The sequence below is a fragment of the Zhouia amylolytica AD3 genome, assembly GCF_000511935.2.
In the GTDB taxonomy this organism is placed as follows: Bacteria; Bacteroidota; Bacteroidia; order Flavobacteriales; family Flavobacteriaceae; genus Zhouia; species Zhouia amylolytica.
Genome location: NZ_AYXY01000013.1, coordinates 149,018 through 161,789 on the forward strand (window position 1 = coordinate 149,018; position 12,772 = coordinate 161,789).

Sequence of the window (12,772 nt, forward strand, 5' to 3'; positions counted from 1 at the left end):
CATCAAACGCTTAAACTACCTAGTTCAATTAGATTGTTTAATTAGCTTTTAACCTTTTCTTGACTTTGTGGTTATGTGTTAACTTAAAAGTCACAAAAAAGAAAGCTTGGATTTACTTTTGAACATGAAAAGAATTTAGAGAAATATTGGAAGGCTGACTTAAGTAATAAAGTGTAAGTTTTACAATTAGCGGGGCACTTATTTAATCAGAAATGTTTATATGGAAAAAAACTATTACCTAATTAATCGATTAATAGAAGTTAAGGTGTATGGCAGTATGGAAGAATATAGAATGGATTTTCCTAACGCACCGGTATCTTTAAAATAACCTGTGTACCTGAAGGGTTATTATTGTTATATAAATCAATGATATTCAGGCTGTGCATATTGGCAAAATTTTTAGAAAAGTTAGCCAGTCGTTCCCTTGTTAGGGCAATGCCAATAGACTTTGTATTGTTCTTCTTTTTCTCAGTTTCAATCTTCATGGTACGTTCGCGCCCGATTCCATTATCGAGGATGCTAATTTCTACATAATCATTAGAATCCTTTCGAACCGTAAGGTTTAAAGACTTATAGCCATCTTTGGCAGACAATCCATGCCATAAAGCATTTTCGATAAAAGGCTGGAGAGTTAATGAAGGAATTTTGATACTATCGAGATCCAGACTCTCATCTATGGATACCTTATAGTCAATTTCATTACACAAGCGAATATTCTCGATATTTACATATAATTGCATTGTTTTTAACTCATCAGCCAGGGAAATTTCCTTTTCCATTGATGTTGATAAAATGGTGCGGATCAATTTAGAAAACTGATCGAGATAGGCAACTGCACTTTTTTTATCATTATTAAGCATATAAAGCTTTATAGAGAGCAGGGAGTTAAAAATAAAATGTGGATTCATCTGAAGTCGTAAAAGCTTCTGTTCCAAACTTAAAAAACGTTTTTCACCAGCCAGCTTTTTTTGGCGGAATAGAATAACCAAAAATGCAATGGTCAACAACGAGAACATGAAAATAAACATAAAAATCTTGTTCCGTTGCTCTAGTTGAATATTTACAATTTCGTTTTCTTTTTCAAGAAGTTCAATTTGCGCTTTCTTTTTCTCTACATCATATTTGGTAAGCAAATCGAACATATAGCGTTGATTGCTCTCATTGAGAAATTGTTCCTCTTTTTCCTGATATAATCGATTGTACCCAAGTGCTTCTTTATAGTTGTTTTGAGCAGCATACAAATTGGAAAGATGTTTATAGGCCTCTGCTTCAAAAGATTGTAATTTATTTTCTTTGGCAATTTTCAATCCCTTATTTAGGTGGTGCAAGGCCCTGCTATAATAACCCAGCTCCTGATTCGCCCAACCAGTACTTATGTTGGCCATAGCTATATAATAGGGATCTCCGATTTCCACAGATGTTGTTAGGGTAGTCCTTATAAGTTCCAGCGCTTTTTGAAAACTCCCTTGTTTGAGATAGACCTGTGCAATACTGTTGTTGCAAATAACCCTTCCTAAATCTGAATCGATCTCGTTGTTATAGGCTAGTGATTTTTTGTAGTAGGTTAGAGCCTGGTCAAAAACTTCTCGTGCTTCATAGGTGTATCCAATATTATGGTAATTAATAGCTAAGCCTAACTTGCTATGAATAAATTCTTCCAGGGATAAAGCTTTCCTGAAATATTCTTCAGCACTTTCATATTGTTTTAATGTTAGGTAGATATTACCGATGCTGTTGTAGGAGATGGTAATTGACTTGGTTATGTGTTCACTTTTAACATCACTATTTTCCGCTATGCTCAAGGCCATTTGATGTCGATCTAATGCCATACGAACCTGATCCATTCTTCTGTAAACAACCCCAAGCATATTCAATGCAGAGGTTGTAAGCTCATCATTACCAATGTTTTTTGCAATGTTCAGACTTGTCTTGTGATAGTCAATTGCTTTTTCATATTTCGATTTATCTCTAAAGTAAATTCCTAAGACATTATTGGCGAATGATGCTCCCTCAAAATATTTTTTTTGATTCGATTCCTTTAATAAGGTTTGCATTTTTAAAGTGTCCCTTCTATACTTCATTACATATTTAGCAAGGGAATCCGCCGAAGTAAACTTTTTATTCAAAACATAATTAAGATCCTCTTCAAAAGTTCTTTCCTGTGCAGTTAAAGAAAAAGAATAAATGATTGCAATAAATGCAATAAGAATTCTTTTAGATGATAGCTGTTTTGTTTGCAATCTGGAATAAGTTACAATGTTGATTAAAAGCACTTTGTCTGTTTGATTATCTAAAAATCATAATATATTTTTAAAAAGACAAGCAAAGATCGTTAAAAAGGGGGAAAATCCTATGATTTTAAGGTGTTAAGGAACCTTTTTGATACGTTGTACATTGATAAGTGAAAATAACATGATGGCGAACATGCTTAGTATAATCCGGGAAAATTCGACCTTAGCATCAATCATAAGTCCCACTAAAAATGGTCCCAGAGCAGTACTTAATACCATAAACATGGTAAATAAACTTCTAATGGCGCCAATTTTTCTAACACCATAGATCTCAGCAATAACGGCAGTGGTAACAGCACCAGACATACCCACCGAGCATCCGGCTAAAATTAAAAATATAAGTGCTCCTAAAATACTATTCATAAAGGCTAAAGGAAGCATACCGAGGGTCATAGGCAATAAGTAGATACGGAACATTTTACGGGCCGTAAATTTATCTACCCAATAACCACCAAGTATTGACATGGCAAAACGGGTAATGGCATAAGCGGTGAAAAATGAAGCATATAATGATACTGACCAGCCTTTGTGTTCAACAAAGACATATTGATAGAAAAAAATGGAGGTTGAAACAAAGGCAACAGATATGCTTGCCGGCATCATAATCAAGAACTTCTTTTCTCCAATAAGATTCTTATAATCTTTGATCAATGACAGGGTTGAAGGCTTGTGGTCATCTAAGGTCACATCAAAATGTGAGAGTTTTATAAATTTCAGTCTTATTAGGTACAACAATAGGATACCACCGGATACAAGGGCTGCTATTTCGTAATCATACCATAAGATGAGCGTGGAGATTATGATGGGGAAAATAGCTTCTCCCACAGAAAAACCTAATGCCGAGACACTTAAAGCCTTACCTCGGTCGGCAGTATAGTATCGAGACATTACGGTCATGCTTATATGTGTCATTAATCCTTGACCTGTAAGTCGCAATCCTATTAAAGCCAGAAAAAGAAGGGGGATATGGTTTTGTGAAACGCCAAGAATAAAACAAGAAACAGCCGCACCGGTGATGGTAAGCGCAGTTACCTTTTTTACAGGCTTATGATCAATGGTATGCCCTACCGTAAGCATTATAACAGAGGAGGTCATGGTGCACAGGGCATAAATACCCCCAAAGGATCCTTCAGATAGTGAAAAGGACTTAATGATTTCCGGTACATACAGCGATATTAGAAATGTTTGCCCAAAACTGGATAAAAAAGTCATAACCCATCCAAAGCTTACATTACGAGTGTTTTGTTTTAAAAAATGATAAAAATCTTTCACAACCTACATTTTAGTAGTATTTGAAGCTGGTTTTAAAATAGGCTTTCCTGTCCAGCTTAAAACAGCAATTAACGCACCTACTACAGCGATGAGTGAGAAAGAGAATCTCAAATTAAATTCTTCGGCAATAAATCCAATAATAGGAGGGCCAAATAAAAATCCAAAATAGGCAATAGTAGATACCATGGCTAAAGCAATTCCCGGACTATAGGTTTTGGATCTCCCAGCGATTGAAAAAGATAAAGGAATTACAGAAGAGGTACCGGCACCTACTAATAAAAATCCAATTGTGGCATATATTAAAGATGGAAACAATACCGATATTAATAAACCAGAGAATATTAAAATCCCACTAAATTGTAATAAAGCAACAGCTCCAAAACGTTGAGTGAAATAATCGGCTACAAATCTTCCGGAAGCCATAGTGCTCATAAAAGCAATATATCCCAGGGTGGTAAGACTTGCATCCACATTAACAATTTTATCAAAATAAACACCACTCCAGTCAAACATACATCCTTCACACATCATTCCACAAAAAGCTATAATACCTATTCTTAATAAAAGTTTATCAGGTTTTTTAAAAACCAATCCTTGCTCAGACGATTTATTAATATCTTCTGATAACATATTCCGGTATGCGATTAAGATAATAAGTAAACATAATGCCCCAACTATAGAAAAATGATAAAATGGCGTGACTTTAAGATCGATCATTGCTGCTCCAACTGCACCTCCTACAAATCCGGCCAGGCTCCATAAGCCATGAAAGGAAGCCATGATTGTTTTTCCATAGTGAAATTCTACACCTACGGCCTGAGTGTTAACCGCTATATTTGTTAAGTTCCCAACTAGACCGAAGAGAATTACAGCCCCGATCAATTCAATTACTGCATTGGCAAGACCAAGTAACGGAAGGAAAAGGGCATATAATATTGCAGAAAGAATTACGACCTTTTTGCTTCCGTAACGATGTACCATCCAGCCAGCCAAAGGAAGAGCAACCAAAGATCCGGCAGGAAGCCCTAATAATACACCTCCCAATTGCCCTTCATTGAGTCCAAGGGTATTTTTAATATCCGGAATCCTACTTGCCCAGCTGGCAAAACAAAGTCCGCTTAAAAAAAATACAGCGCTAACGGCAACCCTTTTCTTTAAATTCGAGTTCATGCTCTTTTTTTTCAGTATTAAACACAAAGGTTAATAAAAAGATCGGGTGAATCAATATCCTTTAAAATAAAAAAGGAAAGCCTAAAAAATGCTTTCCTTTTTTTATAATTTCAAAATATACCACAGGAATATTGTGAATTTGAAATATCTTCTTCGACAATTATTCTTCCAGTAACAAGTTTATTTGAACCGCTACTTCTTCTGCAATTTTTGTAAATACGATCTTAGGGATTTTGATGTCGAAATCTTTGGTTAGGAGGGTAAAGGCTGAAGAGGCTTTAATACCTCCTTGCTCCCGACTTAACTTTATAACAGCCGAAAGTGGTCTTGTAACGTTGTGAATCGTTATTTTTCCTTCAACCTGATATTCCTTTGGATTTTTATCCAGTTCCTCTAAGTTTAGGTTTTTAATTTTACCACTAAAATACGCCTTTGGGTATTTTTCAGATTCCATATAGTTTTCATTAAAATGCTCTTGCATTAGCTTATTTGAAAACTCAAATTCTTTAATGAGCATTACAACTCCAAAGGCACCATCATCTTTTAAAATTCCATTTACTTTTGAATTGGTCGGATTAATGTTTTCCAAAGGAGTTGAAGCATTAAAGGTGATAATACCTTTAGTGGTTTTGTAGGTGCTTTGGGCCATAGTAGTCATAGACACAAATAGTACCGTTATTAAAAGCCTGTATTTTAGTTGCCTTGTTTTCATTATTTTTCTGGGGTTCCGTTAGCGACCCAAGCCTTGATCTGATCAATTTTAGTTTGGGACATTTTTCCACCCTGTGGCATTGGGTTGGTATTACTTTCAATACGGCCAACAAGATTTCTGTTATCTACCGCATCAACTACCTGTGCATAAGTTACCAATGACATAGGAGCACCTTGACTAGTTGTGCTGCCATGACACGATGTGCATTCGCTGGTCATAATGCCTTTAATGGTATTTTCATAGGTAATGCTGGTGCCATCAATTTCATCAGGGATGTTTTCCATAGCAGAATCATCGGTACTGGAACAACTTGTTAGGCAAATACTAAAAAGTAATAAAGTGGTAGTTTTTGATAAAAAAGTTAATTTTTTCATAGTTCAGGGGTTAATTAATTAATTTGTTGTATAAAAATATTAAAAAAATGTTAAACAGTGTTTGTGTTCATATACGGAAGTTTATTAGATTTGGTTTTTAAATCTCAAAAATATGTGTAGACCCCAACCAAAGAACCCGTTAATTTTCTTATTGAAAGGAGGAATAAATCAACTTCACTTAACACTTTCAATTTTTTGTGTTTTGGCATTATCCTTTCAAACACTTAGTGCGCAAGATGATATTTGGAAAGAAATAGATAAAACAGACACTTTAAATGATGCTGAGGCAGCATTTAAATCGCTCAAGATTGTAAATTTTGAATCAACTAAGTTGGCAGCAGCCAAAGAGTTTCGTTTTGTAGTCTCCCATAGATTCGGCAGTGTTAAGAATGGCATAGATGATTTTTTCGGACTTGATAATGCGGTAACCAGAATACAGTTTATTTATGGTATATCGGATATATTTAACATAGGAATTTCGAGAAGTTCATTTCAAAAAGTTTATGATATTCAGTTTAAGTACAGGTTGTTAACTCAGAGGGAAGATGGTTTCCCTGTAACTGTTAGCGGATACTCAGTTGGAGGAATTAATACGTCTTATGATGAAGATTTAGACCCTGCTATTTCATTTGGGGATAAGTTGTCTTACGTTCAGCAAATTTTGATTTCCCGAAAATTTAACGATCGCTTGTCTTTAGAGTTAGCACCTTCATACCTGTATGAGGCATACCCGTCGCCCTTGGTACAACATGAAAACCAATTTATTATGGGAATGGGCGGAAGATATAAAATAGCCAATCGTTGGAGTATTAATATGGATTACGGAATCCATACGAACAGAACCCCTTCTTCTCCTTTTCATAATCCATTGTCAATAGGAGTTGATCTTGAAACTGGAGGGCATGTTTTTCAAATGCACTTTACCAATGCTGAAGGAATGATGGAACGTGGGTTTTTATCCCATGCCTCAGGAGATTGGGGGGATGGTGATTTTTTCTTCGGATTTAATTTAACACGAACCTTTTAAAAGGCTCATTTAATTTTTTTTGTCAAAGGTGTTGTTTTTTTTAAAAAAAGCAGCACCTTTGTTTCATTATGATTTCCAGAGTGATAATAATAGGTTAATAGTGTTGATGGATTTTCAATGCTAAAGGTTGCCAGAAATGGGTTAAGATTTTCTTTTTATACCCTTTTATTGGCACAATAACTCCCAGACCAACGTTAAAAATTTATTATTTTTAATTTATCAATCGCTCAATCTAATGACATCAAACAAGTTTAGTTTAGTTTCCTTTTTAAAGCTATTAAAAGATGCCATCTCCGGTAAGGAAATGGATTTCACTAAAGGAAGTATCCGAAAAGCTATATTTATGCTGTCCATACCCATGATACTTGAAATGTGTATGGAATCTGTTTTCGCTTTGGTCGATATAGCATATGTCTCCCAGGTAAGTACCAATGCTGTGGCAACGGTCGGACTTACAGAATCGGTAATCACCCTGGTCTATGCAGTTGCAGTCGGACTCAGTATGGCTGCTACGGCTATAGTAGCCCGAAGGATAGGTGAGAAAGACCATGTTGGAGCGAATCAGGCTGCTGTGCAGGTTATCATTCTCGGTGTTCTCGTAGCTATCGTAGTTAGTACCATCGGAATTGTATTTCCTAAAGAGATCTTATCACTCATGGGTGGAGAATCCGATCTTGTAGAGGAGGGGTATAGGTATACTCAAATTCTATTTGGAGGTAATATAACAATAGTCTTATTATTTCTTATCAATGCTATTTTCCGGGGTGCTGGAAATGCCTCCATGGCCATGTGGGCTCTGGTATTGTCTAATGGATTAAATATTATTCTCGATCCTATTTTCATTTTCGGACTTGGTCCAATACCCGAATATGGAGTGGCAGGTGCTGCCATAGCAACTACTATAGGACGAGGAACAGCTGTAGTTTTTCAGCTCTTCGTATTATTTTATGGAGCTACACGTATAAAGCTGGCATTTAAAGATCTGGTTATACGTACGCAGATTATGCTCCGTTTAATAAAGGTCTCTCTCGGAGGAATAGGGCAGTTCCTGATCGGTACCTCGAGTTGGATATTTTTAATGCGAATCATGAGTGAATTTGGTAGTGAGGTCCTGGCCGGATATACCATTTCTATTCGAATCATGATGTTTACCCTAATGCCTTCATGGGGAATGAGTAATGCTGCTGCAACCCTGGTTGGTCAGAACCTGGGAGCAAATCAACCCGAAAGGGCAGAAATTTCAGTATGGAAAACCAGTAAGTATAATGCCTACTTCATGATTATTGTTTCTGTATTATATCTCTTTTTTGCCCGATCGATTATAGGCTGGTTTAGTGAGGTGCCCGAGGTAGTTAAGTATGGAGCCATGAGTTTACAGATCGTAGCAGCAGGTTATGTGTTATATGCCTATGGGATGACCTTAACAAATGCTTTTAATGGAGCAGGAGATACCAAAACACCAACGATTATAAATTTCTTTTGCTTTTGGATGTTCCAGTTGCCTTTTGCATATTTTGCTGCGCTTACCATGGAGTGGGGTCCAATAGGAGTATTTTGGGGAATAATGCTTGCAGAATCACTGATCGCGCTGGTAGCGATCTATTGGTTTAAGAAGGGTAAGTGGAAATTAGTGAAAGTATAATACTGATAAATGAGTCGGTTAAGCGCAGTTAGAACTTATTTAATTTCAACTGCGCTGGAATCGACTATAACTGTTTATAAAAAGATCTCATTGTTAATCTATCATAGATAGTTGTATACGTTTACGGTTCGCATCAACTTCAATTACTTTAACCTCTACATGCTGATGAAGTTGTACAACACTGTTTACATCACTGATAAATTCGTTGGCAAGCTTAGAGATATGAACTAGTCCGCTTTCCTTTATACCAATATCTACAAAACATCCGAAGTTGGTTATATTGTTGACAATACCCGGTACCTTCATGCCAACCTTAACATCATCAATAGATTTTAATCCTGGGTCAAATTCAAAGACTTTGGCTTTTTTACGCGGATCACGTCCCGGTTTTTCCAGTTCCTTAATGATGTCAGTAAGTGTAGGTAGTCCAACCGTATCACTGGTGTAATTTTCAAGTGCTATTTTTTGAATAAGCTCTTTATTCCCAATAAGATCGTCCAAAGAAACTTTTTGATCTTTGGCCATCTGCTCGACAATATTATAGCTTTCAGGGTGGACAGCTGAATTATCTAACGGATATTGAGCGTTTGAAATTCTCAAGAAAGCAGCACTTTGCTCAAAAGCTTTATTTCCAAGTCTTGGAACTTTTAAAAGTTCTCTACGCGTGCTTATACCACCTGTTTCGGAGCGATACTTAACAATATTTTCTGCTAAACCAATGCCAATACCGGAAACATAACTCAGGAGAGGAGCAGAAGCTGTATTTACATTAACCCCTACACTGTTTACACAGCTCATTACTACCAGGTCAAGTTCTTCTTTGAGTTTGGTTTGATCTACATCGTGTTGGTATTGCCCAACTCCAATTGATTTTGGATCAATTTTAACCAGTTCAGCAAGGGGGTCAGCCAATCTCCGACCTATGGATACTGCGCCTCTTACGGTAACGTCGTATGACGGGAATTCCTGACGAGCGATTTTTGAAGCCGAATATACCGAAGCTCCCGCTTCGTTAACTACAAATACCTGTAAATCTCTGTCAAAGCCGATTTTTTTTACAAAGGCCTCAGTTTCTCTTGAAGCTGTACCATTCCCTATAGCGATGGCTTCAATGTTATATGCATTCACCAGCGATCTTATTTTTTTCATGGCTTGGGTAGTTTCCCGCTGAGGTGGATGTGGATAGATATTTTCATTATGTTTTAAATCGCCATTTTCATCCAGGCAAACCACTTTACAACCACTTTTAAAACCGGGGTCAATGGCCAGAATACGTTTTTCACCCAATGGGGCACCGAGTAACAATTGACGTAAGTTACTTGAAAAGACTTTAATAGCTGCTTCATCAGCTTTGAGCTTAGCTTCTTTAAGAACTTCATTGGAAATCGCAGGATCGAGTAAACGTTTATAGGCATCTTCAATGGCTATGAAAACCTGATCTGTACAACTATCAACATCGGTTTTAATAATAACACCATCGATGAGGTCTAAGGCCTCTTCTTTATCTACCTGAATTTTTACCCGTACAATACCTTCGTTTTCTGCACGAAGCATAGCGAGTAATCGATGTGAGGGAGCTCTGTTTAGCGGTTCGCTCCATTCAAAGTATTGTTGGTACTTTTGAGCATCTTCATCTTCTTTTTTATCCTTTACTATTTTGGTCTCTATAATAGCATTTCTGGAATAAAGGCGACGTAGCTTGTTGCGCACCCATTCATTCTCATTAATCCATTCCGCAATAATATCTCTGGCACCTTGTAAGGCTTCATTGCTGTTTTTTACTTGATCATTGATAAAGCGTTCAGCAGTTCCGGGAACATCGTCATCGTGTTGTTTCATGATGATCTTAGCCAAAGGCTCCAGTCCTTTTTCCTTGGCAATGGATGCCTTCGTCTTCCGTTTCTTTTTATAAGGCAGGTAAAGATCCTCTAATAAAGTAATGTTTTCAGCTTGTTCTATTTTTTCTTTAAGGGCAGGAGTCAAAGCTTCCTGCTCCTCAATGGCTTTTAAAATAGTGAGTTTGCGTTTTTCAAGCTCTTCAAAGCCTTGCCTTAGCTTCGCAATGGTAGTAATCTGTACCTCGTCGAGATTTCCCGTCATTTCTTTTCTGTAGCGAGAAATAAACGGAATGGTGCTGTCTTCGTCAAGAAGTTTTAGTGTGTTGGCAACCCCTCTCTCCGGTAATTGTGAGTGTTTTAAAACATATGATAATAACTGCATATACGAACTTTTAATTTGTGAGGTCGTAGATAAATCCGATGGATTAATAAATAACCTTTAATTGGCACAAAAATGCTGAAATATTTAAACAAAACATAAAAGATTGTTTTAATAAATTATGGATTCTTTAGGGGTGAAAAAGTAAATCACAAACTTTTTTTAAACTACTTGAACCTTCTGCCATATTTCTTAACTTTAAGGAAAAATATAAAAGGTATGAAAAGATTAGTTTTGATCATAGCTATGATAGCTATAGTAAGTTGTAAATCAAGTGATAAACAAAAAGAAAACGTTGCGGAGGCAACAGATACTAAAGAACAAACGATGCAAAAACAAGATATTTATCAGTTTAAAGTAGAAGATTTATATGGGGAGCCCTTTGATTTTGCTTCTTTAAAAGGAAAAAAAATAATGGTGGTGAACACTGCTAGTGAATGTGGTCTGACCCCACAATATGAAAACCTTCAGGAGTTGTATGACACCTATAAAAACAACAATTTTGTTATCGTAGGTTTTCCGGCAAATAACTTCGGAGGACAAGAACCAGGATCTAACGAAGAAATTGCATCCTTTTGTAAGGAGAATTATGGTGTAACCTTTCCAATGATGACTAAAATATCGGTTAAAGGTGAAGATATGCATCCTATATATCAGTTCTTAACCCAGAAATCTAAAAATGGTTTAAAAGATTCAGAAGTGCAGTGGAACTTCCAAAAATATCTGATTGATGAAGAAGGGCATCTGGTAGAGGTGATTGAACCGAAAACACTCCCTATCGATGAAAAGATCACAGATTGGATCAAAGGGTAATAGGTTAATAACAGAATAAAATCATTGAAGCCCTCTACTGTACAACAAGATTACTTGATCACAGGATAATATAAACTACATGAAATCAAAAAACTTAAAGCTAAACACGATATGTGTCCATACAGGAGAAATAAAGGATGAACAGTTCAAAGGAGCTATCTCCCCTTTATATATGAGTACGTCATATGCATATGAGAATATGGATATAAAGCAATATCCTCGTAATTTTAATACTCCTAACCAAAGGGCACTGTCAAAGAAAATAGCGGCTTTAGAACATGCTGAGGATGCTATAATTTTTAGCAGTGGAATGGCAGCTATCAGCACCTCGCTGTTTGCATTCCTTAAAAAAGGAGATCACATTGTAATGCAAAAGCAATTATATGGAGGTACCCATAATCTTATTGTTAAGGAATTTGATAAGTTTGGTATTGAGTATTCTTTTACTTCAGGCTCGGAGGAGCAGGATTTTAAGAATGCCATTCAGCCCAATACAAAGGTGATTTATATAGAAACGCCTTCCAACCCGTTACTTTCTGTAGTAGATATCAAAATGGTCGCCTCATTGGCTAAAAAATACAATTTGATTTCTATGATCGATAATACATTTGCGAGTCCGGTGAATCAAAATCCAATTGATTTTGGTATTGATATTGTTATACATAGTGCCACGAAGTATTTAGGGGGGCATAGTGATATTCTTGCAGGAGCGGTTTGTGCCTCCTCGGAACATATAGCCCAGATTCATGGGGTTGCTATTAATTTCGGAGGAACACTTAGCGATTTTACTGTTTGGCTTTTGGAACGAAGTATCAAAACCTTAGGGATTCGTGTAAAAGCTCAAAACAGAAATGCCAAGCAGATTGCAAAACATCTTAAAAAGTTACCTGATATTACGAAGGTATATTACCCAGGGCTCAAGTCACATCCGGGGTATGAATTAGCTAAAGAGCAGATGAAAGGTTTCGGTGGAATGATGTCTTTTGAATTGTCTCAAGAAATAGATCCGGTTGCATTTGTTAAAAAGTTAAAGCTGATTAAGCCTTCCATGAGCCTTGCGGGTGTTGAAAGTACTATTGTGTCGCCTACAAAAACGTCTCATGCGTTATTAAGTGCTGAAGAGCGCATGGCTCAAGGTGTTTCTGATCGCCTGTTGCGATTTTCCGTAGGGATAGAACATCGGGATGATATTATAGCAGATATAGAAAACGCCATTGCTAAGGTGAAAAAACAAACAGTTACTACTTAATTATA

The 12,772-nt window shown here is 36.6% G+C and carries 10 protein-coding genes; 4 read left to right on the top strand and 6 right to left on the bottom strand.

Translation table 11 applies throughout. The annotated features are described in order from the left end of the window. Positions 1 to 302: 302 nt before the first annotated feature. The 5 genes from P278_RS04205 to P278_RS04225 form a co-directional block, all read right to left on the bottom strand. A complete protein-coding gene (locus P278_RS04205; protein ID WP_038262921.1) occupies positions 303 to 2,240 on the bottom strand; it encodes a tetratricopeptide repeat protein in 1,938 nt (645 codons plus the stop codon). A 126-nt stretch (positions 2,241 to 2,366) separates the two neighbouring features. After that, positions 2,367 to 3,563, bottom strand: a complete 1,197-nt coding sequence (locus tag P278_RS04210; protein WP_038262827.1) for an MFS transporter — start codon at positions 3,561 to 3,563, stop codon at positions 2,367 to 2,369. A gap of 3 nt (positions 3,564 to 3,566) precedes the next feature. Beyond that, complete coding sequence (locus P278_RS04215; RefSeq protein ID WP_038262830.1) at positions 3,567 to 4,733, bottom strand: MFS transporter; 1,167 nt, start codon at positions 4,731 to 4,733, stop codon at positions 3,567 to 3,569. A gap of 160 nt (positions 4,734 to 4,893) precedes the next feature. After that, positions 4,894 to 5,445, bottom strand: a complete 552-nt coding sequence (locus P278_RS04220; protein ID WP_038262832.1) for a YceI family protein — start codon at positions 5,443 to 5,445, stop codon at positions 4,894 to 4,896. Then, positions 5,445 to 5,819: a hypothetical protein gene (locus P278_RS04225; protein ID WP_038262834.1), complete on the bottom strand. Its 375-nt coding sequence runs from the start codon at positions 5,817 to 5,819 to the stop codon at positions 5,445 to 5,447. Before P278_RS04225 ends, P278_RS04220 begins: the two co-directional genes overlap by 1 nt. A 112-nt stretch (positions 5,820 to 5,931) precedes the next feature. Here P278_RS04225 and P278_RS04230 point away from each other — a divergent pair, with 112 nt between their 5' ends. Beyond that, positions 5,932 to 6,846: a DUF5777 family beta-barrel protein gene (locus tag P278_RS04230; RefSeq protein ID WP_235444246.1), complete on the top strand. Its 915-nt coding sequence runs from the start codon at positions 5,932 to 5,934 to the stop codon at positions 6,844 to 6,846. Positions 6,847 to 7,081: 235 nt separating this feature from the next. Continuing rightward, positions 7,082 to 8,488, top strand: a complete 1,407-nt coding sequence (locus P278_RS04235) for an MATE family efflux transporter (RefSeq protein ID WP_038262839.1) — start codon at positions 7,082 to 7,084, stop codon at positions 8,486 to 8,488. 93 nt (positions 8,489 to 8,581) lie between these two features. Here the strand turns inward: P278_RS04235 and P278_RS04240 are convergent, their stop codons facing one another. Then, entirely contained in the window at positions 8,582 to 10,708 is a 2,127-nt protein-coding gene (locus P278_RS04240; RefSeq protein ID WP_038262841.1) for a Tex family protein, read from the bottom strand. Positions 10,709 to 10,924: 216 nt separating this feature from the next. On the opposite strand from P278_RS04240, the gene P278_RS04245 reads away from it, so the two are divergent. After that, a complete protein-coding gene (locus tag P278_RS04245) occupies positions 10,925 to 11,518 on the top strand; it encodes a glutathione peroxidase (protein WP_038262844.1) in 594 nt (197 codons plus the stop codon). Between the two features lie 79 nt (positions 11,519 to 11,597). Continuing rightward, a complete protein-coding gene (locus tag P278_RS04250) occupies positions 11,598 to 12,767 on the top strand; it encodes a trans-sulfuration enzyme family protein (RefSeq protein WP_038262846.1) in 1,170 nt (389 codons plus the stop codon). The last annotated feature ends 5 nt before the right edge of the window (positions 12,768 to 12,772 follow it).

What these genes read in the sequence shown, in the direction of transcription:
- P278_RS04215 (WP_038262830.1), bottom strand. Translation starts at nt 4,733, where the DNA reads ATGAACTCGAATTTAAAGAAAAGGGTTGCCGTTAGCGCTGTATTTTTT.
- P278_RS04220 (WP_038262832.1), bottom strand. Translation starts at nt 5,445, where the DNA reads ATGAAAACAAGGCAACTAAAATACAGGCTTTTAATAACGGTACTATTT.
- P278_RS04225 (WP_038262834.1), bottom strand. Translation starts at nt 5,819, where the DNA reads ATGAAAAAATTAACTTTTTTATCAAAAACTACCACTTTATTACTTTTT.
- P278_RS04230 (WP_235444246.1), top strand. Translation starts at nt 5,932, where the DNA reads ATGTGTAGACCCCAACCAAAGAACCCGTTAATTTTCTTATTGAAAGGA.
- P278_RS04235 (WP_038262839.1), top strand. Translation starts at nt 7,082, where the DNA reads ATGACATCAAACAAGTTTAGTTTAGTTTCCTTTTTAAAGCTATTAAAA.
- P278_RS04240 (WP_038262841.1), bottom strand. Translation starts at nt 10,708, where the DNA reads ATGCAGTTATTATCATATGTTTTAAAACACTCACAATTACCGGAGAGA.
- P278_RS04245 (WP_038262844.1), top strand. Translation starts at nt 10,925, where the DNA reads ATGAAAAGATTAGTTTTGATCATAGCTATGATAGCTATAGTAAGTTGT.
- P278_RS04250 (WP_038262846.1), top strand. Translation starts at nt 11,598, where the DNA reads ATGAAATCAAAAAACTTAAAGCTAAACACGATATGTGTCCATACAGGA.